This window comes from Streptomyces sp. NPDC004838 (genome assembly GCF_053600955.1).
The window spans coordinates 74,812-100,540 of the sequence record NZ_JBSGAW010000029.1; the positions used below are offsets into that span (position 1 = coordinate 74,812).

At 70.2% G+C, this 25,729-nt stretch carries 22 protein-coding genes; 14 read left to right on the forward strand and 8 right to left on the reverse strand.

Annotation, left to right across the window (positions count from 1 at the left end; translation table 11 throughout):
• Nucleotides 1-344 precede the first annotated feature (344 nt).
• From ACWEFL_RS28430 to ACWEFL_RS28455, 6 genes are all read left to right on the forward strand, one after another.
• Nucleotides 345-1,358, forward strand: coding sequence for an ABC transporter substrate-binding protein (locus tag ACWEFL_RS28430; RefSeq protein ID WP_451717663.1), 1,014 nt, complete (start codon nucleotides 345-347; stop codon nucleotides 1,356-1,358).
• A 169-nt stretch (nucleotides 1,359-1,527) separates the two neighbouring features.
• Nucleotides 1,528-2,292 (forward strand): ABC transporter permease, encoded by a 765-nt coding sequence (locus ACWEFL_RS28435; RefSeq protein ID WP_451717665.1) that lies wholly within the window; start codon nucleotides 1,528-1,530, stop codon nucleotides 2,290-2,292.
• A gap of 50 nt (nucleotides 2,293-2,342) precedes the next feature.
• Nucleotides 2,343-3,149 carry an ABC transporter permease gene (locus tag ACWEFL_RS28440; protein WP_451717667.1) on the forward strand — a complete coding sequence of 269 codons (807 nt, stop codon included), beginning with the start codon at nucleotides 2,343-2,345 and terminating at the stop codon, nucleotides 3,147-3,149.
• Nucleotides 3,149-4,042, forward strand: coding sequence for an ABC transporter ATP-binding protein (locus ACWEFL_RS28445; RefSeq protein ID WP_451717733.1), 894 nt, complete (start codon nucleotides 3,149-3,151; stop codon nucleotides 4,040-4,042). Before ACWEFL_RS28440 ends, ACWEFL_RS28445 begins: the two co-directional genes overlap by 1 nt.
• Nucleotides 4,039-4,965 carry a hypothetical protein gene (locus ACWEFL_RS28450; RefSeq protein ID WP_451717668.1) on the forward strand — a complete coding sequence of 309 codons (927 nt, stop codon included), beginning with the start codon at nucleotides 4,039-4,041 and terminating at the stop codon, nucleotides 4,963-4,965. The genes ACWEFL_RS28445 and ACWEFL_RS28450 overlap by 4 nt, the downstream gene beginning before the upstream one ends.
• Nucleotides 4,966-4,993: 28 nt before the next feature.
• A complete protein-coding gene (locus ACWEFL_RS28455) occupies nucleotides 4,994-6,208 on the forward strand; it encodes a M24 family metallopeptidase (RefSeq protein WP_451717669.1) in 1,215 nt (404 codons plus the stop codon).
• A 456-nt stretch (nucleotides 6,209-6,664) separates the two neighbouring features.
• Here the strand turns inward: ACWEFL_RS28455 and ACWEFL_RS28460 are convergent, their stop codons facing one another.
• From ACWEFL_RS28460 to ACWEFL_RS28485, 6 genes are all read right to left on the reverse strand, one after another.
• Entirely contained in the window at nucleotides 6,665-7,429 is a 765-nt protein-coding gene (locus ACWEFL_RS28460) for an alpha/beta fold hydrolase (protein WP_451717671.1), read from the reverse strand.
• Nucleotides 7,426-8,922, reverse strand: a complete 1,497-nt coding sequence (locus tag ACWEFL_RS28465) for an aldehyde dehydrogenase (RefSeq protein ID WP_451717673.1) — start codon at nucleotides 8,920-8,922, stop codon at nucleotides 7,426-7,428. The genes ACWEFL_RS28460 and ACWEFL_RS28465 overlap by 4 nt, the downstream gene beginning before the upstream one ends.
• A 55-nt stretch (nucleotides 8,923-8,977) precedes the next feature.
• Complete coding sequence (locus ACWEFL_RS28470) at nucleotides 8,978-10,588, reverse strand: ethanolamine ammonia-lyase reactivating factor EutA (protein WP_451717675.1); 1,611 nt, start codon at nucleotides 10,586-10,588, stop codon at nucleotides 8,978-8,980.
• Nucleotides 10,585-11,316 (reverse strand): dienelactone hydrolase family protein, encoded by a 732-nt coding sequence (locus ACWEFL_RS28475; protein WP_451717677.1) that lies wholly within the window; start codon nucleotides 11,314-11,316, stop codon nucleotides 10,585-10,587. Before ACWEFL_RS28475 ends, ACWEFL_RS28470 begins: the two co-directional genes overlap by 4 nt.
• Nucleotides 11,317-11,642: 326 nt before the next feature.
• Complete coding sequence (locus ACWEFL_RS28480; protein WP_451717679.1) at nucleotides 11,643-12,644, reverse strand: hypothetical protein; 1,002 nt, start codon at nucleotides 12,642-12,644, stop codon at nucleotides 11,643-11,645.
• A 13-nt stretch (nucleotides 12,645-12,657) separates the two neighbouring features.
• A complete protein-coding gene (locus ACWEFL_RS28485) occupies nucleotides 12,658-13,770 on the reverse strand; it encodes a cupin domain-containing protein (protein ID WP_451717681.1) in 1,113 nt (370 codons plus the stop codon).
• 582 nt (nucleotides 13,771-14,352) lie between these two features.
• On the opposite strand from ACWEFL_RS28485, the gene ACWEFL_RS28490 reads away from it, so the two are divergent.
• From ACWEFL_RS28490 to ACWEFL_RS28525, 8 genes are all read left to right on the forward strand, one after another.
• The gene (locus ACWEFL_RS28490) at nucleotides 14,353-15,156 is read left to right on the forward strand and encodes an enoyl-CoA hydratase/isomerase family protein (protein WP_451717683.1); all 804 of its coding nucleotides are present in this window, start codon (nucleotides 14,353-14,355) and stop codon (nucleotides 15,154-15,156) included.
• A gap of 5 nt (nucleotides 15,157-15,161) precedes the next feature.
• Complete coding sequence (locus ACWEFL_RS28495) at nucleotides 15,162-16,478, forward strand: thiolase family protein (protein WP_451717685.1); 1,317 nt, start codon at nucleotides 15,162-15,164, stop codon at nucleotides 16,476-16,478.
• A complete protein-coding gene (mhpA, locus tag ACWEFL_RS28500) occupies nucleotides 16,475-18,061 on the forward strand; it encodes a bifunctional 3-(3-hydroxy-phenyl)propionate/3-hydroxycinnamic acid hydroxylase MhpA (protein WP_451717687.1) in 1,587 nt (528 codons plus the stop codon). Before ACWEFL_RS28495 ends, mhpA begins: the two co-directional genes overlap by 4 nt.
• 53 nt (nucleotides 18,062-18,114) lie before the next feature.
• Nucleotides 18,115-19,791: an acyl-CoA synthetase gene (locus ACWEFL_RS28505; protein WP_451717689.1), complete on the forward strand. Its 1,677-nt coding sequence runs from the start codon at nucleotides 18,115-18,117 to the stop codon at nucleotides 19,789-19,791.
• A complete protein-coding gene (locus ACWEFL_RS28510) occupies nucleotides 19,788-20,582 on the forward strand; it encodes an alpha/beta fold hydrolase (RefSeq protein ID WP_451717691.1) in 795 nt (264 codons plus the stop codon). The genes ACWEFL_RS28505 and ACWEFL_RS28510 overlap by 4 nt, the downstream gene beginning before the upstream one ends.
• Nucleotides 20,579-21,451: a 3-hydroxyacyl-CoA dehydrogenase family protein gene (locus ACWEFL_RS28515; protein ID WP_451717693.1), complete on the forward strand. Its 873-nt coding sequence runs from the start codon at nucleotides 20,579-20,581 to the stop codon at nucleotides 21,449-21,451. Before ACWEFL_RS28510 ends, ACWEFL_RS28515 begins: the two co-directional genes overlap by 4 nt.
• A gap of 58 nt (nucleotides 21,452-21,509) precedes the next feature.
• Nucleotides 21,510-22,502, forward strand: a complete 993-nt coding sequence (locus ACWEFL_RS28520; RefSeq protein WP_451717695.1) for an ABC transporter substrate-binding protein — start codon at nucleotides 21,510-21,512, stop codon at nucleotides 22,500-22,502.
• 175 nt (nucleotides 22,503-22,677) lie between these two features.
• Nucleotides 22,678-23,502 (forward strand): PaaX domain-containing protein, C- domain protein, encoded by an 825-nt coding sequence (locus ACWEFL_RS28525; RefSeq protein WP_451717697.1) that lies wholly within the window; start codon nucleotides 22,678-22,680, stop codon nucleotides 23,500-23,502.
• 102 nt (nucleotides 23,503-23,604) lie between these two features.
• Here the strand turns inward: ACWEFL_RS28525 and ACWEFL_RS28530 are convergent, their stop codons facing one another.
• Together ACWEFL_RS28530 and ACWEFL_RS28535 are read right to left on the reverse strand one after the other, a co-directional pair.
• Nucleotides 23,605-24,459, reverse strand: a complete 855-nt coding sequence (locus tag ACWEFL_RS28530) for an amidohydrolase family protein (RefSeq protein ID WP_451717698.1) — start codon at nucleotides 24,457-24,459, stop codon at nucleotides 23,605-23,607.
• 38 nt (nucleotides 24,460-24,497) lie between these two features.
• The gene (locus ACWEFL_RS28535) at nucleotides 24,498-25,676 is read right to left on the reverse strand and encodes a CaiB/BaiF CoA transferase family protein (protein WP_451717700.1); all 1,179 of its coding nucleotides are present in this window, start codon (nucleotides 25,674-25,676) and stop codon (nucleotides 24,498-24,500) included.
• Nucleotides 25,677-25,729 lie beyond the last annotated feature (53 nt).

Sequence of the window (25,729 nt, forward strand, 5' to 3'; positions counted from 1 at the left end):
CGTACTCGGGCGATCCGACAACCCTGGGGGTCCCTCCCACGCCGAAGGCAGCCGGGGAGAGTGTGCGTTCCGGGCGTCGCAGGCCGGGCGGGACTTTCACAACACGCCCCGGGCCCACAGAGGCGATCACCGACACCTTGAGGCTCCACCCCGAGGACGGTCAACCCGTCCTGCAACGGCTCCAATTCGATTTGAGCGCCCCCCACTGATCCCGCAGAAAAACCCGGTACCGACGATTGACCCTGGGCATAACAATCTGCAAGCATCTGTCGCACAGATGTTAATCCAATAGTCCGCGGCACGTCGGCAGCTGGCGCTTTCGACAACGACTGGAAGGAGATGACATGAATGTCTCACCCTCACTGCGCGGTAAGACCCTCACCCGCACATCGAAGACCGAACGAGCCGTCGTTTCGGCGATGGTAAGCGTGGCGCTGCTCGCCCTCAGCGCGTGCGGATCCGACTCGGACTCCGGCAAGGAAACCCAGGGCAGCAAGCCGAAGACGAAGTCGGTGACCGTCGGCTATCTTCCGCTTGCCGACTACTTGCCGATTTTCGTCGCGAACGCGGAGGGATATTTCGCCGACGAAGGGCTGGAGGTGAAAACCAAGCAGATGCCGCCGGGTTCGCCCGTCGCACCGACGGTCGGCGGATCGTTCGATGTCGCGGGCATTCCGTGGTCGGCGTACCTGCTCGCTGTCGGCGGCAAGGTCCCTCTCACCCCGATCATGGGGGCCACCAGCGGTGTCCCGACCTACGCCTCATTCGTCGTCCCGAAGTCGTCCGGCATCAAGAAGCCGGCTGATCTCGTCGGCAAGACCGCCGCGGTGACCGGAGCACCGGGCATGTGCAACATGCTGCTGGACACGACGCTTGAGAAGCAGGGCATCAAGCGGGACAAAGCCGCCATCAAATACGTGCAGTTGGCAGCCGCCGAGATGAAGCCCAGTATCGACGACGGTGAAGTCGACGCCGCCTGTGTTCCCCAGCCGATTCTCGGCGGTTTGCTGCAATCGGGCCAGTACCGCATCGTGTTCGACGCGTTCTCCGGTGAATTCGAGGGATTCCCGTTGGTCGGGTACAACACCCGCACCGCCTATGCCAAGGCGAACCCCGACACCATCGCGGCCTTCCGGCGGGCGATCGTCAAGGCCACCGAGACCATCAAGACCAAACCCGAAGTGGTCACTCGCGTGCTCCCGACCTACACGAGCTTCAAGGCCGAGCAGACCAAGGATCTCGTGCTGCCCGACTTCACGCCCGAAATCAATCAGCAGGATCTCGAGAAGCTGGCGGGCATCATGCACGACCTCGGCGTCGCCGAGAACAAGATCTCCGTGCCGAAGATCGGCGACTGATGCACGGGCCACCCCACCGAGACGACCGAGCATCGGAATGGTGACGAGAGTGCCTGATACCAGTTCACACGGAGGGGTGACGGGAACCACCGAAGCCCCCTCGGCGGCAGCCGAGCCCGTTGGCCGGAGCGTCGCCCCGCAACCCGTACGGCAAAGGGCGCGGAAGTCCATGCGCCCGGTGGTGCGGGGAGCGATGGGGGTGGTGCTCTTCCTCGCGATCGCTCAGATCGCGACGATGGCCGGATGGCTGGGGGATTCGTTCCCCACGATGCTCCAGATCCTGGACACGGCGTACGCGCTGCTCGGGGACGGCGGCTTCGTCGCCGCCATGGGCTGGACCATGGCGGCGTGGAGCCTGACCATGCTCCTGACGGTCTTGATCGCGGTCCCGCTCGGTATCGCGATCGGATCGCTGCCGATCGTCGCGCGGGCCGCCGTGGTTCCGATCGAGATCCTGCGGAACCTGCCGGCAGTGGCGCTCATCCCCATCTTCATGCTCACGGCGGGGACCGAGACGAGGATGAAGGTCATCCTCGCGTTGCTGGCGGCTCTGTGGCCGACTCTTCTCAACACGTTGTACGGGACGAAGGACATCGATCCGGTCGCGGTCTCCACGGCGAGGAGCTTCCGTATGCCGCGCCGTGCCGTCCTGCGCTGGGTGGTGATGCCCAGCATCGCGTCCTTCGTGTTCACCGGCATTCGGATCTCGGCCGGCCTGGCGCTGATCGTCGTCGTCGGCGCCGAGCTGGTGGCCGGGTCGCCCACAGGCATCGGTTCCTACATCCTCGGCGCCAGCCTGGTCGGCGATACGAGGCTGGTGCTCGGCGCGTCGGTGCTCGCCGGCGTTCTCGGAATCGCCATCAATCTGGTTTTCACCCTTGTCGAGATCAGATTGTTCGCGTGGCGCCACGGAATGAATGGGGTTTCGCGATGACGTCCAGGGTCCAAGAGGCCGCGGTCGGACCGGCGGAGTCGGCGGTACCGGTGAAGTCCCCGGCGTACGCCCGGCTGGCCGGGGTCGCACGCGACCTGATCGTGCGCTGGGGTGTCCTGGTGGTCGCGGTGGTGGTCTGGCACCAGATGGCCCAGTCCTCGACCTCCGGCTATTTCCCGGTGCCGGCCGACATCCTGGACGCCACACGCACCTTGTGGTTCTCGGGTAACCCCCCCTTCGTGACGGACCTGTTCACGGAAAATGTCGTTTCGAGCCTCCGACGTCTCCTCGAGGGATGGGCGCTCGCGGTTGTCGTTGGGATCGCCGGGGGCTTGCTGATCGGCTCGTCCGCACTCGCTGCGGACATGGCGAGACCGGTACTCGACTTCATGCGGTCGATTCCCAGCCCCGCCGTCCTTCCGGTGTTCCTCGTGCTGCTGGGCATCGGTGACAACATGCGCGTGTCCCTGATTGCCTTCGTGAGCCTGTGGCCGGTTCTCTTGAACACGGTCGAGGGCGTGCGGACCGTCGACCGGGTCAAGCTGGACACCGCGCGCGTTTTCGGGCTGGGCCGGATGGCACGACTGCGTCACGTCGTATTCCCGGCCGCGAGCCCCAAGATCCTGGCCGGCATGCGGGTGGCTCTCTCCTTGGGCCTGAACCTCATGGTCATCAGCGAGCTGGTCGCCGCGAACAACGGCATCGGTCACTTCGTGGACGAGTCCCAGGACTACTTCAGGATTGTCGACATGTGGTCGGGAATCATCGTGATCGTCATTCTGGGCATCCTGCTCAATCTGTCATTCGTGGCGGTGGAGAAGCGGCTGCTCCGTTGGCACGCAGGCGAAAGGGCGTGATGAGAGTGCGCGAACTCAAGACTGTTCTTGAGGTGGAGAACCTCCACTACGAGTATGTTCCCGGAAAAGCGGCGATCGACTCGATCAGCTTCAAGATCGGTGAAGGAGAACTCGTCTCGATCGTAGGCCCGTCCGGCTGCGGGAAGACGACGCTCATGAAGTCCGTCGCGGGTCTGATCCGTCCGACGAGCGGAAGCGTACGGATGCACGGCGTGACGGTATCCCAGGTTCCCGATGACCTGGCCATGGTGTTCCAGGAATACGAGCGCTCGCTCTACCCCTGGCTGACGGTGGCCGAGAATGTCAATCTGCCGTTGCGGTACCTGAAAACCGACAAGAGCCAGCGCGCCAGGCGAGTGGAGAGAGCACTGGCCGAAGTGGGCCTGTCGCGTGATCACGCCAAGTATCCCTGGCAGTTGTCGGGCGGAATGCAGCAGCGGGTCGCGATCGCACGAGCTCTCGCCTATCGGCCGAGTCTGCTGCTGATGGACGAGCCGTTCGCCTCCGTCGACGCGCAGACCCGTGCCGAACTCGAAGACCTCGTCGCCGCCGTGCAGCGCAATCACGGGGTGACCATCATGCTCATCACCCATGACATCGACGAGGCCGTCTATCTCGGCGACCGTGTCATCGTCCTGACCGGCTCACCGAGCAGGACCATGCGGGAGATCGATGTCGACCTCCCCTCCGAGCGCGACCAGATCGAGACCAAGGCCAGCAGGGAGTTCGTCGCCCTGCGTTCGGAAGTCGCCCACTTGATCCGACAAGCCACGACGGCGACGACAGAGACGCCGGCGGCAACAGGGACGACCGGGCCATCGGACCCGCCGGCGAACGGGACCCCGGAACCGGAGCCGGCCGCGGGTCCGCGCAAAGAACGGATGCTGCCGTGACCATGAAGCCCACCGGCCGCTCGGAGACGGGTCTGCCCCCGGCCGAGCACGCCCCGCTCGGCCACCAGGTGGTCAAGGCCATCGCGCAGACGGAGACCGGGCGGGTGTTCGCCATGGACTCGTTGCTCTACACCGTGGATCCCGAGATCGGTCACGACGACGTGATCATCGCGGCCTCCTACTGCGGGGCCGGAACGGTCGCGCACGCGCTCACGAAGGGCGTCAAGGGTGTGATCGCCCATGACGCCGGGGTGGGCCGGGAGGCCGCGGGAATCGCGGGCCTTGCGTTCGCCGACCGTTACGAGGTCCCCGCCGCGGCCGTGGCAGGGGACACCGCGGAAGTCTCCAACGGGTTGTCCCTGGCCGCCGGAGAGATCGGAAGTGCCAATGCGGCAGCGGCGGCACTCGGCGTACGTTCAGGGATGCCGGCACTGGAGGCGGCGACGCTGATGCTGGCGGCCGAGCGCGGACACGTCCGGGAATTCGACCTCGACCAGGACAACACCGTCCACCGGATCGCCGACACCGGCGCTCACCGAATCCTCGTCGTGCGCACCCTCACGTCCTTGCCCAAGGACGGGGACTTCAGCTCGGACATCGTGGTGACCGGTGTCCACTCGGGCGGCACGAAGGCGGCCCTGCTCAAGATCTGGCCGGTACGAGGCTGGATCGCCAACGACGCGGGCATGGCCAAGAACCGGTCCGGGATCGCCGGCTTGTGGGGTAGCGACGAGATCGGCGTCGCCGCGGCAGCCGTTTCCTGCTTCAGCGCTCGCATCGACGACGCCATGAGCACGTATCACGAAGGGTTCGTTTCCGCCGCCAACGAAACGGCGCGCGCGATGGGCGTGACCATCGGCATGAGCGCCGCGGCGGCTGCCGGAGCCATGGCCGGTCTCAGAGACCTTCCGGCCAGTCAGTAGATCAACGCTCAAAGGAACTGAGGAGATCATGAGTTCAGGTGTCATGCCCAACCTCCCGAAGAACGGGCTGTCCCTCACGGAACGTGACCGACGCCATGCCCTGGTGCGGAAGTATCTGCGGGCGGCGGGCGCCGAAGCGATCATCGCCAGCGGGCACAACGCGTTCTATCTGACCAATGGGATTCCGGGCGAGAACTACGCCGTGCTGTCGGCGGACGAGGCGCCGGTGACGTGCTTCGTCAACGGCCGGCACATCATCGACATCCCGGTCGAGTACCTCCTGGACGCTCAGGACTGGATCGAGGACATCCGTCCGGCCAGCGACCACATTCACTCCCCGCGCCAGGTGGGCGACACCTCGGAGATCGTCGCCCGTATCAAGGAGCTGGGACTTCCGAGCGGAGCGCGGGTCGGTGTCGACTCCGGACTGAACCACCTGGTCTTCGAACAGCTCAAGGCGGCCATGCCGGACGTCGAACTCGTCCAGCTCGCCGATGTCTTCGCCAGCGCTCGCACGGTGAAGAGCGCCGAAGAACTGGCCGTCATCGAAGAGGCGTGCCGCATCTGGGACTCCGCCGTGGAGACGATCCGCGGTTTCGTACGGCCGGGGATGCCGGGCGCGCAGGTCGTCCAGGAGGGCATCCGTGCGATGTGGGCCGAAGGCGCCGACATGGACACGAGGTTCTATCTGTCGTTCGGCAAGCACGCCTCGCAGAACCCGGCGGTCGCGGAACTCTGCCTGTCCCGCCGAATCGAAGCGGGTGACATGCTTACGCTGACATCGATGGCCCGCTATCGCGGCTTCACCGGTCACACCGATCAGCAGATCTCGATGGGTGAGCCGAGCCGGCTGCACGCGGACATGTTCGCTTCCATCCTCGAAGTCCGTGAGCATGTGCTGAGTCACGTCAAGCCGGGCGTGCTGCACTCGGATCTGGCCGTGGCCTACCGCGAAGCGGCCGAGCGGACCCCCTTCAGGTTCTCCCGGCACTCGCAGATCCATCAGTTCGGCATGGACGCCCCCGAGTACCCGGGCAGCAGTCACCGGGTCCAGAAGGAGTTCGTGCCCGGCAAGGAGGAACAGCCCGACTTCGTCCTCGCGCCGGGGATGGTCTACTCGATCTCGCCGACCCTCATCTCTCAGGACGGCAAGGACGTGCTCCTCGGCGGCACCGACCTGACGGTCACCGAATCCGGGTACCGCGAGCTCCAGGCCGTTCCCGTGCAACTGCTCGTCGCCTGATCACAGGGGCCGCTGAGCCGGACGGCTCTCGGTGCCGCGTAAGGCGTCCGGTCATGGACTCAGCCCGCTCACCAGGCAGGAACCCCCGCCTGTACGAGCGGGCTGAGTCCTTGTCCCGTGGAAACCGCAGACGCCCACACACCCGCGGACACCCGTGGGAGTCCGCACCGGTGGAAGCCTCGGCCGGCTCGGAGCGGCCTCCCACCGGTGAGCTTCCCGGTCGCCCTCCGCACTCCCGAAAGCACGAAGGCCCGGACCGGCGCAACCGGTCCGGGCCAGAGGCTTGGGGGCAGAGGCTTGGGGGCAGAGGCTTCGGGTCACGCCGACAGGCACACCGTGCCGTCCACCCCGCCCCGGGACGGCGGACGGGTGGGCACCGCGCGTGATGCGGGTTCGGCCGGAGACGAAGAAGGGCCGGTGCCGGGTGGACCCGGACACCGGCCCTCGACGGGTCGGTCACTCCTGGAGCCAGGAGACCAGGGCCCGGGTGACCTCGCGCGGACGGTCGAGCGTGGACAGGTGTCCGCACTCCGGCACGGTGACGAGCCGGGCGCCCGGAATACCGTTCGCGAGTTCCGCGGCCCGCTCGGGCGGGGTCACCTCGTCGCTCGCACCGACCAGCACCAGGGTCGGGCAGCGGATCGCGGCGAGGCCGGGCCGTGAGTCGGGGCGGTCCGCCATCGCCCGCAGCTGCCGCAGATAGGCGTCGGCCCCGGTCTCCTCGGCCATGCGCCGCACCACCGCCCGCTGTGTGCCGTCGTCCGCCCCCGCGTCGTGGAAGTAGCGGGGGAACAGCAGGTCGCTCAGCTCGCCGACGCGCCCGGCGCGGGCGAGTGCGGCGTGGCTGCGTCGCCCCTCCCGCTTCTGCGGGGTGTCGGGCCGTGCGGTGGTGTCCAGCAGGGCGAGCCTGCTGACCCGGTGGCCCGCCTGGCGCATGATCTCGAAGGCGATGTAACCGCCCATCGACAGTCCGGCCAGGGCGAACCTCGGCGGCGCGCCGTCCAGGATCCGTCGGGCGAGGGCGGGGAGAGAGTCGTCGTGCCGGATGTCGGCGACCGTGACGGAACCGTACCGCCACAGCTCCGGCAGCTGCTCGGCGAACAGCCGTGGCGAGCACAGCATGCCCGGTACGAGGACGAGCGGCAGCGGTTCACGCGCCGGTTCACGCGCCGGTTCGGGCCGCGGTCGGTCCGGTCGGTCAGGTCGCCGCGGAGCCGTCATGACGCGGCCTCGCCCATGGCGAGCCAGACCGTCTTGGTCTCGGTGTACTCGTGGACGGCCTCCGGGCCGTTCTCCCGGCCCAGGCCGCTCTCCTTGTACCCGCCGAAGGGCGCGGCATGGCTGGTCCTGCGGTACGTGTTGATCCAGACCGTGCCGGCCCGCAGCCGCCCGGCGACGCGGTGGGCGCGGCCGACGTCCCTGGTCCACACCCCGGCCGCCAGCCCGTAGCGGGTGTCGTTGGCGATCCGGACCGCGTCGTTCTCGTCCTGGAAGCGCAGCAGGCACATGACGGGTCCGAACACCTCGTCCCGCGCGATCCGCATGTCGTTGGCGACATCGCCGAAGACGGTCGGCGCGACGAAGTAGCCGCCGAGGCGGGCCGCTTCCGGAGACCGGCGGCCTCCCGTGAGCAGGGTGGCGCCGTCCTCCAGGCCGATGTCGAGGTAGCGCAGCACCTTCTCGTACTGGGGGCGGCAGGCGATGGGGCCGAGCTGGGTGTCGTCGTCCAGCGGATCGCCGAGCCGGATCGCGCGGACGCGTTCGACGAGGCGGGCCGCGAACTCGTCGTAGCGGGAGTGGTGCACCAGAACCCGGGAGCCCGCCATACAGCTCTGGCCGGTGCCGTGGAACAGCCCGGTGACGGCCCCGGCGACGGCGGCGTCGAGATCCGCGTCCTCGAACACGATGTTGGGGGACTTGCCGCCGAGTTCCAGCGAGACGCGGGCGAGCCGGTCCGCCGCCGACGCGGCGATCTTCTTCCCGGTGGCCGTCGACCCGGTGAAGGCGATCTTGTCGACCAGCGGGTGGGCGGCGAGCGCGGCGCCGGCGGTGCCGTCGCCGGTCACCACGTTGAACGCTCCGGGGGGAAGCCCGGCTTCGAGGACCAGCTCCGCGAAGAGCAGGGTGGAGACGGGGGTGAACTCCGAGGGTTTCACCACAAAGGTGTTGCCCGCCGCGAGCGCGGGGCAGAGCTTCTGGCACAGCAGGGCGAGCGGGCTGTTCCAGGGGGTGATCGCGGCCACGACGCCGATGGGCTCGCGGAGGGTGTAGGTGAGGGTGTCGGGGAAGGAGGTGGGCAGGGTGTGTCCGTGCAGCGTCTCCGCGATGCCCGCGTAGTAGTGGCAGAAGCCGGCGAGCGCCCTGGTCTGGCCGAGCGCCTCACGCAGCAGTTTGCCGTTCTCCCACACCTGGACACGGGCCAGTTCACCCTCGCGTTCGAGGATGAGGTCGCCGAGGCGGCGGAGCAGCCGGGCGCGTTCCGCCGGGCTGCTGCGCGGCCACGCGCCGGTGTCGAAGGCGGCCCGTGCGGCGCGGACCGCCGCGTCCACATCGTCCGCGCTCGCGCGGGGCACCCCGGCCCACGGCTCGCCCGTGCTGGGGTTCACGGCGTGGAAGCGGCTGCCGTCCAAGGCGTCGGTCCACTGCTCGCCGATGAGCATCCGGTACGTCTCCTGGGCGGCCGGTGGCCCGTCGGCCGCCAACGCGGTCTTCATCGAGGCTCCCTCTCTTCGGGCTGTTCTGGCTGTTCGTGTCGTCGCGGGCCCCGGTTCAGTGCGCGTCGGCACCCGGTGGTTCCGGTGGGGCGGGGAGGGCGCCGTCCGCGGCGAACAGCAGGGACTTGATCACCACCGGTACGACGCTGCTGGGGTGGACCATCTCGCCGATGTCCACATAGTCGAACTCCTCCAGTTCGACGCCGTCGAGGCAGACCAGCGGTGCCGTCACCGCCAGTTCCTCGATCAGCAGGGCCGCCAGTGAACGGCCCATGTCCCCGTCGAGCAGAACGGCGAGGGGCCGGTCGGCGGCGAGGTGTCCGGACATGCCCTTCACCAGTCCGGCGGCCAGCGCCCGGAGCCGGGGATAGGTCGTCGCGCCCGTCCAGCGCACGGCCACCGCGACGGCGTCACTGCCCACCGCCGCGTCCTGGGTCCGGGCCGCCGCCGTGACGGCGCCCGCCACGACGTCCGGGCAGACGGGCCCGGACAGATCGAGCCGGGGGCGGAGCACCGGCACATTGCGCAGCGGCAGCGCCGCCTCGGACGACAGCCCCACGGTGTTGCCGCTGACCTGCACCGTGAACTGCGAGGCGCCGATCACCGTGGCCCGGATGCGCTGGGCGGAACCGAGCACGGTGAGCGGGAGGCGTCCGTCGTGGAGTGCCTCGCCGATCTCGGCGGCCAGCGGCATGGCGAGGTCGCCGAAGTCCTCCTTCTCCGCGTCGGCGAGGTACTCGGCCACCCCGCCGGAGAAGCTGACCGTGCCGGGGCGCACCCCGGCCGGCCGGTCGTCCGCGAGCAGCAGCCCGTCGGGATATCCGGGCGGTACGGTCCCCTTGGTGGCCACGCTCACCAGTACCTCGGTGAAGGCGCGGGCGAGCCGGAGTTCGTCGTCCGCGGAGAGCGGGTCGCCGAGCCGGAGCGGGATCCCGGCCGTACGGGCGATGTCCAGTGCGGGGCCCTCGGCCCGTACGACGCGCCCGTCCTCGAACGCCACCAGTCGGCCGCCCACCGCGACGGCGGCGGTGCCCAGCACCTCGCCGTCCGCCAGAACGGCGATCTTGCTGGTGCCGCCGCCGATGTCGATGTGCAGTCCGGCGTCCGGCCGTCCGCGGGAGGCGGCCACCGCCCCCGAGCCGTGTGCGGCCAGCACCGCTTCGAGGTGGTGGCCCGCCGAGGCGCAGACGAACGTGCCCGACTCGCTCGCGAACAGATCCGCGATGGCCCGTGCGTTGGTCCGTTTGAGCGCCTCGCCGGTGAGGATCACCGCGCCGCTGTCGACGGCGGACCGCTCGACGCCGGCCTTCCGGTAGCAGTCGCCGACGAACGCGGCGAGCCGTCCGGCGTCGATCGTGTTGTCGGATACGTAGGGCGTCAGCAGGACCGGGGAGCGCCAGAGCACGTCGCGCTCGACGACCACGTACCGGCTGGAGTGGTTCTGCGAGCGTCGGCGCAGATGTACCCGCGCGAACATCAGGTGTGTGGTCGAGGATCCGATGTCGATGCCGACGGTGGTCATCTCGACGTGGTCGGCGTTCCAGGCGTAGGAGTCGGCGTACGCGAGCTGGTCCGCGGTCAGGGGCGGGTCGCTGTCCCGGCCTCGTGTTGCGGAGGGGAGGTCGCCGTCGCTCCCGGCGGGCGGCCGGGAGACCGCTGCCGTCACTGCTGCGCTCCGGCGGCGAAGGACTCCTCGAACAGTGCGCGCATCGCGGCCCAGGAGCGGCGGTCGGCGCGGGGGTCGTAGCCGATGCCCGGCATGCCGTAGTGGTCGGACGCGGGATTGGTGAAGCTGTGCTGTGCGCCGCCGTAGACGATGACCTGCCAGTCCGCCCCGGCGTCCCGCATCTCGTCCTGGAAGGCGGCGACGGTCTCGGGCGCGACCAGGGGGTCGGCCGCGCCGTGGCACACGAGCACCCGGGCGCGCACGGCCCCCGGCGCGGCGGGCAGTTCCGTTCCGAGGCTGCCGTGGAAGCTGACGGCCGCGCGCAGCGGGGCGGCGTCGCGTGCCAGTTCCAGTGCGACGGTGCCGCCGAAGCAGAAGCCGATCGCGCCCAGGCGGTCGTCGTCCACCTGGGGCAGCTCCGCCAGGGCGCTGAGTCCGGCGCGGGCGCGCCGCCGGAGCGCTTCGGGGCGCTTCTTCAGTTCGTCGACGAGTTCGATTCCCTCGGGGAGCGATGTGGCCTGGCGGCCGTCGCCGTACATGTCGATCGCCAGGGCCGCGTACCCCAGTTCGCTCAGCATCCGGGCGCGGTCGCGCGCCTGGTCACCGAGGCCGAACGCGTCGGAGGCCACGAGGATGCCGGGCCTCGGCCCGGAGACCGACTCGTCGTAGGCGAGGAACCCCCGCAGCGTCAGAGGGCCGTCGGAGTATTCGAGATCCGTGGTCGTCATGGCGGACCAGCCTTTCGGGGAGTCGGGGGTGAGGGGAGGGCACAGGGGCAGGGAGGATCGTCCGTGCCCCTGTGCCAGGTGCTGTGACCGGAGGGGTTTACCGAGAGGCCCGCGGTGTCCGGTGCGGTGCGAGGCGGTGGTCCGCTGCTCGTACGCGCCGTACTCGCGCGGTCCGACGACGCCGTGGGTACCGCCCGTGCCCGCGGGGCACGGGGGGTGAAGTACCGTGCGGGGCGTCGCGGGCCGGTGGACGTCCCGGTCACAGCGCTGGTAGGCGGCGGTCCCGGCAGCCGTGCGCGAGCGTGCACGCGGCCGGTCCGCCCCGGTCAGGCGGCCATCAGCCGGAGCGCCTCCCGTGCGCTCATGCCGACGGTGACGCCCTGTTTCTCCGCCGTCTCGTTCGCGGCCGAGACGACGCCGTGCTCATAGGTGCTCTTGCCGCTGCCGATGCTGGCCGACATGGTGGACACGGCGGCGGCGGGGATCTTCAGCGAGTCGCAGTGCGCGACTCCCCCGACACCGGAGTGGAACATTCCCATGCCGGCGTCGTTCGCGATCCAGCCCTTGACCCGCCACTGTTCGAGGAGGGGCATGATGGCGGCTCCCGCGTGATTGCCCAGGGCGACGACATCGCGGGAGTAGTCACCCCCGCGGGGGAGGGTGACGAGGGTGGAGACCGCGATGACGCGTCCACCTCTGGCGGTCTTCTCCATCTCGTAGACCTTCTCGTCCAGGTCGACGCGGCCGTTCCTGGCCTGTCCGCGGGGTGCCGCGAGGAGCAGTCTCGCGGCGTCGACGGCGTTCTGGCCGGGTTCCACTCCCAGCTTCCGGGCCAGGGCGTTGGCGTAGCCGATGACGCCGTCCGCCATGGTCCGGCCGTTGGAGAGCGCGGCGCTCATCGTCTCCACGGCGGCCACCGGCAGGCCGTAGCGGTCACCGAAGGCCAGCCCGCTGATGCCGGCCCGCTCCCGGCCCACCCCGGCGTCGTGCCCGATGACGGCCCGTACGCCTTTGCTCATCGCGCGGTTGACGGTGGAGGCGCCGCAGAAGGAGCCGCCGACCGCCACATCGTCGGCGGTGACCTCCTTCTTCGCGACATCGAGTATCGAGTCCATGAGGAAGATCCGTCCGCGCGCGGTCTCGGCGACCGCGAGGGGAGTGCCGCCCAGTGCCTTGGGCTCACCCGGCGGGACCGACGCGGACGCGCGCGCGGTGCCGGTCCGTTCGGTCCCGTCCCGGGAGGTCATCGTCCCGAGGGCGTATCCCGACGCCCCGGCGACCGTGAGGGCCGATGCGCCCGCGACCCTCAAGAGGACTCGTCTCTCCATGGCGATCCCTTCCCTAGCCCTTTTCGGGACCCGGGTTCTTGGGCAACTCCGCGTACCGTCGCGCGAAATCGGGCGCGAGGGGGATGTCACGCTCCTTCAGCTCATCGGCGAACATGCGCAGAATGCGCGGGTCCTCGTTGGCGAAGTCGATCTGGAGTCCGCCCTTCTGGACGCTCATGTCGACCTCGGAGAAATGGGCCTTCCGCTCGTGGGTCACGGGATAGCGGATGCTGCCGAAGGCGATGGCCAGATAGCGGGAGGGGCCGGGACTGGTGTTGAAATGCTGGTGGAACATCTGGTCGGCCGGCGCGTACACACTTCCGTGTCCCCAGTCGAACCGCCGGAATTCCTCGTCGCCTTCGTACCAGAAGAGCGAATAGCCGCTCCCCGACATCGGGAAGATATGGAAGTCGGGCCCGTGCCGGTGCCCCTTCTTGTACGAGCCGGGCGGCATTTCCGAGACATGGGCGTGGGTGGTGCCGTCGGCCATCGACAGGTGGACGTTGGAACTGCCCGGACCGCGCTCCGCCCACTCCTTGAGTTCCAGCTCCTGGACCCGGGGGATGAAGTTGGTGTTCCACTGGTGGCGGCCCGGACGCCGCTCGACGAGTTCCCCGCGTCCCTGGTAGGCGTCGTCGCCGCTGACCCGCTCGAACTGGAAGTCGTTGTCGAACACGAACGCGTTGTCGTGGAAGAGGTTGATGACCAGGGGCAGCGTGGTGACGCTGACCAGCCGGGCCGCCTGCTGGCCGCTCAGGTTGTGGTGCCGGTAGGCGGCGTTCACCGGAAGGGCGAAGAGGCTGCCCTCACCCCATTCGAAGGAGTGCTTCTGCCCGTGCCTGGTCTCGATCTCGGTGGTGCCGCGCCCCGCGAGGACGTAGACGATCTCCTCGTACATATGGCGCTGCCGGTCGATGCTCGCGCCCGCGGGGATTTCGAGGACATACGCGTTGAGCCAGTCGCCCCGTCCGTCGAGATGGACGATCGCCCCGCTCGCCCGGTCGCCGAACCGCGCCCACGGCTTGACGTCGACCGACAGGAGGTCGAAGCCGAAACCCTGGTGGATCGGCACTCCTTCGTCCGCTGCCCACTCCGCGTAGGTCTCGACAAGAAATCGGTCGTCCATGTGCCCTTGACCTTTCCCGCCCGATCGCGTCGGGCTCGATGAGAATCGCTGGTTCGTCTCGTCGGTGATGCCGCTGATGTCGTGGTGTCCGGTGCGCGCCGACTGTTCCGCGGCGGCCGCTGCGTCGTATTCCTGAGCCGTACCCGAGCCGTGTTCCGGCGTGTCAGCGCAAACGCGCTCGGCAATGGACCGGGCGTGCCGCACGGATGGGACGAGTACCTGGCCTGACGTGTTACATTCCCAAGTCAGATAACAGCATCCTGTTAACAGCGTGTCAACCCCCTGGTCACACCGAGCACAACCGAGCACAAAGGCATTGATTCGCGCCGAACGGCCGGCCACCCCCGCCCGGCCGACCGCCCGCCGCGTGACGCCCGGCCGCAGACCCTGACTCCGTGCATTGTTACGTATTGACGTCAGATGTAGTGAGAATGTTAAGCTCCTGCGGCGGAGCCTGATCTTGGGGCTGTCGCCCCGGACGGGCCCGCCCTGATGGAGGGCCGTTCACACGGTCCACGAGGCATCATCCGCGGCACCCGGACGTCATTCCTCCGGCGCGGCCGCGGGACAAGGAGCTGACGTATGCGGGACCCGAACGACATCGTGTCCGCGCGGTCCGCGGAAGGCGTCCAGGTCTGGACGATGAACGCGGCCCCGGTCAACGCGATCGATCCGGACTTCATCGACGCGCTCAACGCGCGCTACGACGCCGCCCTCGCCGACCCGGAAGTCGCCGCGGTCGTCCTCACCAGCGGGCTGTCGGTGTTCTCGGCCGGAGCCGACGCGTCCTGGATGGCCGAGACGGTGGCCGAACACGGTCTGGACCATCTCCTCGCGGAGTTCAACCGGACCATGGACCACTTCCGTGAGCTGTGCCTGCGCCTGCGGCGCGGCCCGCTGCTCACCGTCGCCGCGATCGGCGGCCACGCCCTCGCGGGCGGCCTCGAACTCGCCGCGGCATGCGACCTGCGCTTCGTCGCCGACCGCGACGGTCTGCGGATCGGCGCTCCCGAGATGAAGCTGTTCGGGGTACTGCCCAGCGGGGGCGGCGGCGCCCAGTATCTGAGCCGGCTGATGGGACCCGCCCGCGCCCTGCACTTCATGCTCCACGCCGAGCCCGTCGGTCCCCGGGAGGCCGAGCGCCTCGGCCTCGCCGACGTCCTGTGCGAGCCGGACCAACTGCTGGCCACCGCGGAGGAGTTCGCCGTCACCTCCGCGCGACGCGCCGGACGCACCGGCATCTCGGCCGCCAGGCGCGCCGTGTTCACCGGCCATGAGCTGCCCCTGGCCGAGGCTCTCGTCCTCGACCACTCCCTGCACTGGGACGCCATGCGGCGGGGGAACTTCCTGCCCGGCGTCGAGTCCTTCACCAAGAGATTCGGGTAGGGGACATGAACACGCCAGTGACCCCCGATCCGGGGAGCGGGACGGTGACGAGCGGCGGAGACGGCCCGCACGCGGCCTCCGGTACGGAGGGCGTGCCCGCGGCCCCCGGAGCGGGCGGCGGAACGGCTGCCCCCTCCCCGAGCGCCGAGGTGGCGATCATCGGTACGGGTATGACGCCCTTCGGCAAGCATCTCGGGCGCTCCCTGAAGTCCCTGGGCGCGGAGGCCGCCCACGCGGCCGTGCGCGACGCCGGACTGGAGACCGGCGACCTGGACATGGCGTTCGTCGCCAACGCGATGGCCTCCGTGGTCACGGGCCAGGTCAGCGTCGTCGGCCAGACGATCCTCCGCGACATGGGCATGGCCTCGATCCCGGTGTTCAACATCGACAACGCCTGCGCCGGATCGTCGTCCGCGCTCGCCCTGGCCTGCCAGGCGATCCGCTCCGGCGAGGCGGAGACCGTACTCGTCCTCGGCGTGGAGAAGCTCTACAGCGAGGACCGGACCCTGACGTACCGCGCGCTGAACGGCGCCGCCGACATCGATGTCCTGCACCGGTCCGGCATCGACCCGGACAGGGAGAGCGTCTTCGTCGCGGCGGTGTACCCGCCCCGGCTCGCGGCGTACGCGGCACGGCACCGGCTCACGGCCGACACCCTGGCCCGTATCAGCGTCAAGAACCGGCGGCACGCGGCGGACAACCCCCTCGCCCAGTACCGCGAGCCCCTGACCGTGGAGAAGGTGCTGGCCTCCCGGCCCGTCGCGGAGCCGGTCCGCGCGCTGATGTGCGCGCCCATCGGCGACGGGGCCGCCGCGGTGGTGGTGACCCGCGAACGCAATGTCACCCCCGCGCACTCCCCCGTCTGGATACGCGCCTGCGCGATCGGCATGGGCGGAGCGGCGGACGGCGGATCCGCCCTGAGCCGGGTCGCGGACCGGGCCTACCGGCGCGCGGGCACAGGACCCGGCGCGATCGACGTGGCGGAGGTGCACGACTCGATCTCGTTCAACGAACTGCTGGCCTACGAGGAACTCGGCTTCTGCGGTGCGGGCGAAGGCTCCGACCTGGTCGACGAGTCGGCCACCGCCCTCGGCGGCAGGCTCCCCGTCAACACCAGCGGCGGTCTGGAATCGCGCGGACACCCGGTCGCCGCCACCGGACTCGCCCAGGTCGCCGAACTGGTCGCGCAACTGCGCGGCGAGGCGGGGGCCCGGCAGGTGCCCGGGGCACGGTGGGCACTCGCCGAGAACGCCGGAGGCATGGCGCTCGACGACACCGCGGCGATGGCCGTGACGATTCTGGAGGGGCGGGGCGGGATATGAGCACCGGACACGGGAACACCGCGGACGAGAACACCGCGCGCGGCGCCACGGACGGCGGTGACATCACGTACGAGAACTCGGCCTACGAAGTGGCCATCATCGGCTTCGGGCCGGTCGGCATGGTCCTGGCGGGCCTGCTGGGCCGGCGCGGCGTCCGGGTCCTCGTGGTGGAGAAGTCCACCGAGGTCTACCCCCTGCCCCGCGCCGCGCACATCGACCACACCGGGCTGCGAACCCTCCAGGAGCTGGGCTGCCTGGACGAGTTGCTGCCGCGGATGCTCCCCAACCGCGGCCTCACCCTGGTCGACGCCTCGCTGCGCAGCCTGGTCCAGGTGCCGGGCGACCAGGGCAGCGTCTCGGGCCTGCCCGCCAGCATGTACTTCTACCAGCCCGAGTTCGACCGCACCCTCGACCGCGTCGTCAGCGCGATGGAGAGCGTGGAGGTGCGCCGCGGCCTGGAGATGGTGTCACTGGAGCAGGGGCCCGACGGCGTCACCGTACGGTGCGTGGACCGGGCGACCGGTGCGACCGTACAGCTCGGGGCCGACTGGCTCATCGGCTGCGACGGCGCGGCGAGTCCGGTCCGGCAGGCGCTCGGCATCACGCTGGACAGCCTGGGATTCGACGAGGAATGGCTCGTCTTGGACCTGGTCGACCGGCTCGGCCGCGGCGATCTCCTCACCGAGGCGATCCAGGTCTGCGACCCACGCCGCCCCTATGTGGCCAACCCGATCCCCGGCGGGCGCTACCGGGCGGAGTTCATGCTCTTCCCCGGCGAAGATCCCGAACGCCTCAAGGAACGCGCGTCGCTCGACCGGCTGCTCGCCCCCCTCTTCCCCGAACTCCGGTTCGACGTCGAACGCAGCGCCGTCTACACCTTCCACGGGCTGAGCGCGCGGACCTGGCGAGTGGGCCGGGTCCTGCTCGCCGGCGACGCCGCGCACCAGATGCCGCCCTTCCTCGGCCAGGGCATGTGTTCGGGAATCCGGGACGCCTCGAATCTCGCCTGGAAGCTGGCCAGGGTCCTGCGCGGCCTGTTGCCGGCGGCTGTGCTGGACACCTATGAGAGCGAGCGGTCTCCGCACGTCCGCAGTGTCGTGGCCTCCGCGGTCGAGTTCGGCCGGTTCGTCAGTATCAGCGATCCGCAGGAGGCGGCCGAACGCGACCGGCGCCTCCTCTCGGGCGCGGACTCCCGTCCGCTGGGATTCCAGCTGCCTCCCCTGGCGCCGGGGCCGCTCGTCCACGGGGGCGGGGGCACACTCTTTCCGCAGCCCACGCTGGACGGGTCCACCCGGCTGGACGACCGGGTCGGCGACCGGTTCCTCGTCATCGCCAGGACCCCGGAACTGCTCACGGGTCCGGCGCGGTGGTGGCACACCTTCGACGACTGCGCCGTGCTGACCCTCGGCGACCTGGGGCAGGAGGCCGGGACGGTGTCCCGGTGGCTGGACCGCCGTGACGCGGACTTCGCCGTCGTACGCCCCGACCGGTGCGTCCTGGCCGCCGGACGCGATCTGGCGGCCGTCACCACGGAGCTGCGCGAGACCCTCGACCGGCCCGCACTGGCCGGCCGGTCCCTGTGACCCCCGAGCCCACGCACACCATCAACCGTTGAAGTAGGAGGGAGGACACACTCATGGGAGACGTCTACCCAGCGGGCACGAGCATTCCGGACCACTACCTCGTCCCGCCCGAGTCGCAGCCGCGGTACATGGATGTCCCCGGCAGCCCCGTAGGAGACACGGCCAACGCCGGGGTGGAGCTGTCGGACCGTCAGGTGGCGGCGGGCCGAGGCGATGCCACGGCGCTGATCCACCACGAGTCGGGGCGCCGGTGGACCTACGCCGACCTGTCACGGGAGAGCAACCGGCTCGCGGGCGCACTGCTCGGCCTCGGGCTCGGGCTCGGCGACCGGGTGGCGATCCGGTCGCCCAACCGCCCCGAGGCGCTGGTGGCGGCCCTCGCGGTCTGGAAGGCCGGCGGGGTCGTCGTCCCGACACCCGCCCAGGCCAAAGGCCCTGAACTGTGCTACTTCCTGGAGGACGTGGAGGCTCGCCTCCTCTTCACGTACGCCGACGACCCCGAGCCGGAGCATGTGGCGATGGCGGTCGAGCGCGGTCTGGTCGAGCGGGTCGTCGTCCACGGACCGGGCGCGGAGACCTCCCCGTACACGAACTGGGCGAGTCTGGCGGAGTCCGCGCCGGACGACTTCACCGTGCCCGAGCGCTCCAGCGACCATGTCGCCCTCGTCTGGCACACCGGCGGCACCACGGGACAGCCGAAAGCCTGCTACCACACGCACCGGCGGTTTCTGTTGGCGGGCCATGCCACCGGGCTGGCCACCGGGGTGCGGCCGGGCGAGGTGTGGGCGGCGGCGGCCCCGATCGGGCACGCACTCGGCTTCATCTTCCACACCAACTACACCCTGCTGCACGGCGCGACCGCTGTGCTCATCGAACGGTACGCGGACCCGGAGACGGTCGCCGAGGCCATCGGGCGGCACCGGGTGGGCACGTTCACGGCCGTGGCCATCGCCTGGTCGAGACTGGCGTCCGCGCTCGAACGCAACCCCGACCTGGACGTGTCGTCACTGCACCGCGCCTACGCCATGTGGCAGACGTCCGGCTCCTCACCCGTGCGGGAGCAGTGGCGCGAGCGCGGCCTGGAACTGATGAACAACTTCGGCAGTACGGCCTTCGCCGGCTGGGTGCTCGCGCCCCGCGCGGGCGAGGACTTCGAGCCCGCGTCGCTGGGCCGGTCCTCCCCCGGCTACACGGTGCTCGCGGCCGAGCCCGACACCGCGTCGGGCGTCCGTCCGGCCGCCGACGGCACGGTGGGCCGGCTCGCCGTGCGCGGTCCGAGCGGGCTCACCTACTGGCGGCGCGCGGACCTCCAGCGACGCGATGTGGTGGACGGCTGGACGCTCGCCGACGATCTGATCCGCTACGAGCCCTCGGGCAACGCGACCTATCTGGGCCGTACCGACTTCCTGATCAGCACCGCCGGATACAAGGTCGTGCCCGCCGAGGTCGAGGCCGCCCTCGGCAGCCACCCGGCGGTCCGCGAGGTCTGCGTCGTCGGCGCGCCCGACCCCGAGCGGCAGGAGATCGTCGCCGCCTATGTCGTCCCGGCCCCCGGCCACCAGCCCTCCCCGGTCCTGGTGAGCGAGTTGCAGGGCCATGTGAAGGGGGCGATCTCGCCCTACAAGTATCCCCGGCGGATCGAGTTCGTGGACGCCCTGCCCCGCGACCACGTCGGCAAGCTCCAAACACGGACCGTGCAGGAGTGGGCGGAGAAGGGAATTCCCTCATGACCGAGTCGTACGGCGCGGAGCCCCGCGGCCGGGTGGAGCTGACATCGCGGCGCGGGCTGAGCTACCGGCGCCGGGGCGAGGGCCCCGTACTGCTGCTGGTGCACGGCTGGTGCCTGGACCGGCGCATGTGGATGTACCAGGAGGCCGCGCTCGCCGACTCCTTCACGGTGGTCGGCGTCGATCTCGCGGGCTTCGGCGGCTCCGCCGGCCTCGCGGGCCCCTACTCGGCGGCTCGGCACGCCATGGACCTCGCGGATCTGCTGGCGGAGCTGGGGGCCGAGAGTCCGACGGTGGTCGGCTTCGCCTACGGAGCCACCGTGGCCATGGAGTTGGCGAGCGCCTTCCCCGACCGGGCCGGCCGGCTGGTCCTGATCGGCGTGCCCAGCGCGGCGACGGCGCCGTACGAGAAGATGCCGAGGGCGATGCTGCGGGACTGGCCGGACTTCGCCGCCAGGTCCGCCCGTGCCATCTGCGCCGACGACGTCTCCGAGGCGACGGTGGACTGGCTGGGCCGGATGTTCGCCGGGACACCGCTGCCGGTGGCACTGGAGGCGGTCGGACAGCTCGCCCGCTGGGAGCCCCTGCCGAGGGCCGCCACCGTCACGGCGCCGACCCTGGTGGTCCACGGCGCCGAGGACCGGGTGGTGCCCCTCGACGTCGCGGCACAGCTCACCGGGGCCCTGCCCGACGCCACGCTCGCGACCGTGGAGGGCGCCGCCCATCTGGTACCGGTCGACGCGAGCGAGCAGCTGAACCGGCTGATCGACGGCTTCGCCCGGAAGACGCCATGACGCTCCCGCGGCGGACCGCCGCCGAGGAGCTGCCGCCCGAGACGGCCGTCGTGGGCGGCGGCCGGATGGGCGCGGGCATCGCGCACGCCCTGCTGCTGGCGGGCAGCACCGTGACGCTCGTCGAGACCGGTGCCGACGCCGTGGCCGCGGCCCGCGCGAGAGTGGTCCGCGCGGTGGAGCGCAGTGCCGAGCGGGGCGCGCTGGACACCTCGGCCGACCGGGTGCTGGCCCGGCTGACGACCACCACCACGATCGACGGCACCGCGACCGCGGGGCTCGTGGTCGAGGCCGTGTCCGAGTCACCCGCGCTGAAGGCGAGCGTGCTCGGGGCCGTGGCCCGTACGGTGAGCCCGTCGGCGGTCATCGCCACCAACACCAGCAGCCTGTCCGTCGACGAACTGTCCCTCGCCACGCCTCCCGCCGGGCGGTTCATCGGGCTGCACTTCTTCAATCCCGTACCCGCCAGCGCCCTGGTCGAAGTGGTCACCGGAACCGCCACCGCCCACGAGGTCACCGAGCGGGCGGTCGGCTGGGTCCGGCGGCTCGGCAAGACCCCTGTGGTGGTCCGCGACTCACCCGGCTTCGCCACCAGCAGACTCGGGGTCGCGCTCGGCCTGGAGGCGATCCGCATGGTGGCGGAGGGCGTCGCCTCGGCCGAGGACATCGACACCGCCATGTCCCTCGGCTACCGCCACCCGGTCGGCCCGCTGCGGCTGACCGACCTCGTCGGACTCGATGTCCGGCTCGGCATCGCCGAGTACCTGGCGAAGACCCTCGGCAGCCGGTTCGAACCGCCGCCCCTGCTACGGGAGATGGTCGACCGGGGCCATCTCGGCCAGAAGAGCGGACAGGGGTTCTACCCATGGTGACCGCCGTGCCCGCACCGACCCACCGCCAGACCCGACCCATCACCAGAAGGGGTGACCGATGGCCAGAATCCCGATGACGCTCGCCTGCTGGGACTACGACCGGACCCGGGCGCTCAGCGACGAGTCCGTACGGCCGGAGGGCATCGCGCTCACCTATCTGCCGCTGATGATGCCCGAGAGCGCGTTCCGCATGCTCCACTTCGGCGACTTCGAGGCGTCGGAGATGTCCCTGTCCTGGTACACGCGGCTGGCCGCGCTCGAGGACCGGCCGTTCACCGCCATCCCCGTCTTTCCTTCGCGGATGTTCCGGCACTCCTGTATCTACGTCAACGTCGACAGCGGCATCGAGAAGCCGGCCGACCTGGTGGGCAAGCGCGTCGGCTGCCCCGAGTACCAGATGACCGCCGCGGTGTGGATCAAGGGAATGCTGGCCGACCACTACGGCGTCCCGGTGAGCAGCGTCCGGTACGCCACCGGCGGGCTGGAGCAGCCGGGCCGCCGCGAGCAGCCGATGGACCTCCCCGCGGACATCGTGGTCGAACCGATCGGCGACGACCGGACCCTGTCCGACATGCTCGACTCGGGTGAGATCGACGCGCTCTACACGGCTCACATGCCGTCCTGCTTCGCCCGGCGCTCCCCGAACGTCCGGCGGTTGTTCGAGGACTACGTCTCCGTCGAGCAGGAGTACTACCGCACGACCGGCATCTTCCCGATCATGCACACGGTCGTCATCCGGCAGGACGTGCTCGCGGCCCACCCCTGGACCGCGCAGTCGCTCACCAAGGCGTTCGAGGAGTCAAAACAGCGGGCGCTCGACGATCTGCGGGAGACCACCGCCCTCAAGTACGCACTGCCCTGGCTGACCGCCGCCGCCGAGGAGGCGCGGGAGGTGCTGGGCGACGACGACTACTGGCCGTACGGCATCGAGCGCAACCGGGAGACCCTGCGGACGTTCATCCGCTACTCGCACGAGCAGGGGCTGATCGACTCGCGCATGGAACCTGACGCGCTCTTCGCCGCGGGCACGCTCGCGGCGGCGAAGATCTGATAAGGAAGAAGCAGGGGCCGGGCGGGTGCCGTACGGCGCCCGCCCCTCCCCCGTATCCGACCGAGCACCGCAAGAGCAGAACCGAGACGGACTTCATGATGACGACCCCCCCAGCCCGTATCCCGCCGGTGCCGCACGGCATGTCCCCGAGCGCGCACTCGGGCGGTTGTGCACGATGACCGGGACGACAGGACAGAGCACACCCAACGAGGTTTCCCGGTATCAGCTGATGTGGCGGGACCTGGGCCTGCGACCGCTCAAGGCCCGCTCGATCATCGCGTCGGCCCTGCTGGGCTGTTACCCGTCGGGGCTGACCAGCCGTCAAGTCGTGAGGTTCACCGGCCTCTTCGGCGTCCCGGACACCACCACACGGGTCACGCTCTCCCGCATGGTGGCCGGGGGCGAGCTGGAGATGAGCGACGGCCGGTACGCCCTCGCGGGCCGGCTCGCGGGCCGGCGGGTCCGGCAGTCGATGAGCCGGGTTCCCGAGATGCTGCCGTGGGACGGCACCTTCGAGCTGGAGGTGGTGCGGCTGGACCGGCGCAACGCGGGAGACCGGGTCGCCCTGCGCGGTGCGATGCACAACCTCAGACTGGGCGAGTACCGCGAGGGACTGTGGATGCGGCCGAGGAACCTCGACCCGGAGCGGCTCGCCGAGGACCGGGCGATCGTCGGACGGCAGTGCGAGACGATGATCGCCTCCGGCAGCAAGGATCCGGCCGATCTGGTGGGCCGCCTGTGGGATCTGCGCGCCTGGCAGCGCCTCGCCGAATCCCTGCGCTCGTCGATGGAGCGGACTCAGGTGGACCTGGACGCCCGTGTCGTCGAGGCGCTGGCGCCCGGGTTCATGGTGGCCGCCGCGGTCATCCATCACTTCGGGGACGACCCGCTGCTGCCCGACGAACTGGCCCCCCGCCCCTGGTCCGCGCGGGTCCTGCGGGAGGAGTGGGAGCGCTTCGACGCCTCCTGGCAGCGACTGCTCCGGGAATGGCTCGACTGAGCGGTGTGCCGCGTATCGCCGGACCGGACCGTCCGATCAGACGCCCCGCACGTCACCGCCCGGCCGGCGGGGCCCGGGCGGTGACGTGCGGGTGTCGGGATGTCACTCCAGCCGCAGGACGCGGCGCGCGTTGTCGAGCATGACCTTCTGGCGGACCTCGGGCTTGATGCCCAGCTCGTCGAACTCGGCCGTCCAGCGCTCGGGGGTGAGCGCGGGCCAGTCGGACCCGAAGAGGCACTTGTCCTGGAGGATCGAGTTGACGTGGCGCACCAGGGACTCCGGGAAGTACTTGGGGGCCCAGCCCGAGAGGTCGATGTAGAAGTTGCTCTTGTGCCGGGCGACCGCCAGGTTCTCCTCCGACCAGGGCCAGGACGGGTGAGCCCCGACGATGGTCAGTTCGGGGAAGTCCGCGGCGATGTCGTCCAGATAGGGGATCGGCCGCCCGGCGTCGAGCTTGAAGCCCATACCGCCCGGTGTCCCGGCGCCGGAGGCCATGAATCCGCTGTGGAACAGGACGACGAGCCGCTGGGCCGACGCCTCTTCCCACAAGGGATAGAAGCGGCGGTCGTTCGGATAGAACTTCTGGCGTCCCGGATTGAGTTCGCCGATCCCGGCCAGCCCCAGTTCCTCGGCGCAGCGGCGGATCTCGTCCTGCGCGACCCGGCCCTGCCAGGGGTCGACGGCCCCGAAGCCGATGAAGACGTCGGGGTGCCGGCGTACCACCGCGGCGATGTGATCGTTCGGCACCGGGTGGACGCCGGAGGTGGTGATGTCGCTGCTGTTCATCAGGACGGCCCGCATACCCCGCGCCCGGTACTCGTCGGCGAGTTCGTCGACGCCGACCGTCTTGAGTTCCTGGCCGAAGTACCGCGCCTGCTGGTGGGCTCGCGCGCCCAGTGCTTCGACGGTCTCCTTGTCGCGGAGGTGGACGTGGAAGTCGATGCCCTTGAGCTCCATACGGTGGGTTCCTTGTCTGGTGGAAGAGGCGTGCGGGGTCAGATCGCGCCCGCGTCGCGCAGGGCCCGGATCTCCTCGGGGCCGTATCCGGCTCGGGCGAGGACCGGATCGGTGTGCTCGCCGACCCGGGGCGGCGGCAGGGTCGCCTCGCTGGCGGTCCGCTCGTAGCGGACGGGGAATCCGACGAGGTCGAGTGCCCGGTCGCCGTCGCCGAAGGTCTCGGTCATGCCGATGGCCCGCACCTGGGGGTCGTCCAGCGCCTCGGCGACGTCGTGGATGGGCGCGACGGGGACGTCGTACTCCTCCAGTACGGCGAGCCAGGTGTCCCGCGGTTTGGCGGCGAACGCCTCGGCGAGGATGAGGTGCAGTTCGTCGTAGTGGTCGATGCGGTCGTTCTTGGTCCTGAAGCGCGGGTCGTCCGCCAGTTCGGGGCGGCCGATCGCGCGGGTGAGGCTCTGCCAGAACTTGGGCGGCGAGGAGAGATGGATGCCGATGGGTTTGCCGTCGGAGCCGGTGAGCGCGTATGTCTGCGAGCGGCGCGGCCGGGTGGCGGGACCGCTCACCTCCCCGGTCATCGTGTACTCCGCGACGGGGTGCGCCATGAAGCCGAGGCTCGCCGCGAGCATGGAGGTCTCCAGCCGCTGGCCTCGGCCGGAGATCCCGCGCTCGACGAGGGCGCCGAGGATTCCGTACGCCGTCGTCATGCCGGTGATCTGGTCGGAGAGCGCGGGGCCGATCGGCCGGGGGTCGGCGCGTTCGCTGATCTGGCTCCACAGTCCGCTGACGGCCTGCGCGATCGCGTCATAGGTGGGCCGGTCCCGGTAGGGGCCCACGGTGCCCATGCCGGAGAGGGAGCAGTAGACGACGCGGGGGTTGCGGCGGCTCACCTCCTCGTAGCCGAGGCCGAGGCCGTCGAGTCGTCCGGGGCGGAAGTTCTCCAGGACGACGTCGGACTGTTCGGCGAGCCGCAGATAGGCGTCGCGCCCGGACTCGTGCTTGAGGTTGAGCGTCACGCTCCGCTTGCCGCGGTTGAACGCGGCGAACTGCGGAAGGATCTCCTCGCCTCGCCCGCTCCACCGGCGGAACGGGTCCCCGGAGCCGGGCATCTCGACCTTGATGACCTCCGCGCCCTGGTCGGCGAGGAGCATGCCCGCGTAGGGGCCACTGATGAAGTTGGCGTTCTCGAGGACGCGGATGCCGGTCAGCGGTCCAGCCACAGACGTGTTTCCTTTCGGTGTGCCGGTCGGGGGACCGGGTGCGTACGACCGCG

What these genes read in the sequence shown, in the direction of transcription:
- ACWEFL_RS28430 (WP_451717663.1), top strand. Translation starts at nt 345, where the DNA reads ATGAATGTCTCACCCTCACTGCGCGGTAAGACCCTCACCCGCACATCG.
- ACWEFL_RS28435 (WP_451717665.1), top strand. Translation starts at nt 1,528, where the DNA reads ATGCGCCCGGTGGTGCGGGGAGCGATGGGGGTGGTGCTCTTCCTCGCG.
- ACWEFL_RS28445 (WP_451717733.1), top strand. Translation starts at nt 3,149, where the DNA reads ATGAGAGTGCGCGAACTCAAGACTGTTCTTGAGGTGGAGAACCTCCAC.
- ACWEFL_RS28455 (WP_451717669.1), top strand. Translation starts at nt 4,994, where the DNA reads ATGAGTTCAGGTGTCATGCCCAACCTCCCGAAGAACGGGCTGTCCCTC.
- ACWEFL_RS28460 (WP_451717671.1), bottom strand. Translation starts at nt 7,429, where the DNA reads ATGACGGCTCCGCGGCGACCTGACCGACCGGACCGACCGCGGCCCGAA.
- ACWEFL_RS28465 (WP_451717673.1), bottom strand. Translation starts at nt 8,922, where the DNA reads ATGAAGACCGCGTTGGCGGCCGACGGGCCACCGGCCGCCCAGGAGACG.
- ACWEFL_RS28475 (WP_451717677.1), bottom strand. Translation starts at nt 11,316, where the DNA reads ATGACGACCACGGATCTCGAATACTCCGACGGCCCTCTGACGCTGCGG.
- ACWEFL_RS28480 (WP_451717679.1), bottom strand. Translation starts at nt 12,644, where the DNA reads ATGGAGAGACGAGTCCTCTTGAGGGTCGCGGGCGCATCGGCCCTCACG.
- ACWEFL_RS28485 (WP_451717681.1), bottom strand. Translation starts at nt 13,770, where the DNA reads ATGGACGACCGATTTCTTGTCGAGACCTACGCGGAGTGGGCAGCGGAC.
- ACWEFL_RS28490 (WP_451717683.1), top strand. Translation starts at nt 14,353, where the DNA reads ATGCGGGACCCGAACGACATCGTGTCCGCGCGGTCCGCGGAAGGCGTC.
- ACWEFL_RS28495 (WP_451717685.1), top strand. Translation starts at nt 15,162, where the DNA reads ATGAACACGCCAGTGACCCCCGATCCGGGGAGCGGGACGGTGACGAGC.
- mhpA (WP_451717687.1), top strand. Translation starts at nt 16,475, where the DNA reads ATGAGCACCGGACACGGGAACACCGCGGACGAGAACACCGCGCGCGGC.
- ACWEFL_RS28505 (WP_451717689.1), top strand. Translation starts at nt 18,115, where the DNA reads ATGGGAGACGTCTACCCAGCGGGCACGAGCATTCCGGACCACTACCTC.
- ACWEFL_RS28510 (WP_451717691.1), top strand. Translation starts at nt 19,788, where the DNA reads ATGACCGAGTCGTACGGCGCGGAGCCCCGCGGCCGGGTGGAGCTGACA.
- ACWEFL_RS28515 (WP_451717693.1), top strand. Translation starts at nt 20,579, where the DNA reads ATGACGCTCCCGCGGCGGACCGCCGCCGAGGAGCTGCCGCCCGAGACG.
- ACWEFL_RS28520 (WP_451717695.1), top strand. Translation starts at nt 21,510, where the DNA reads ATGGCCAGAATCCCGATGACGCTCGCCTGCTGGGACTACGACCGGACC.
- ACWEFL_RS28525 (WP_451717697.1), top strand. Translation starts at nt 22,678, where the DNA reads ATGACCGGGACGACAGGACAGAGCACACCCAACGAGGTTTCCCGGTAT.
- ACWEFL_RS28530 (WP_451717698.1), bottom strand. Translation starts at nt 24,459, where the DNA reads ATGGAGCTCAAGGGCATCGACTTCCACGTCCACCTCCGCGACAAGGAG.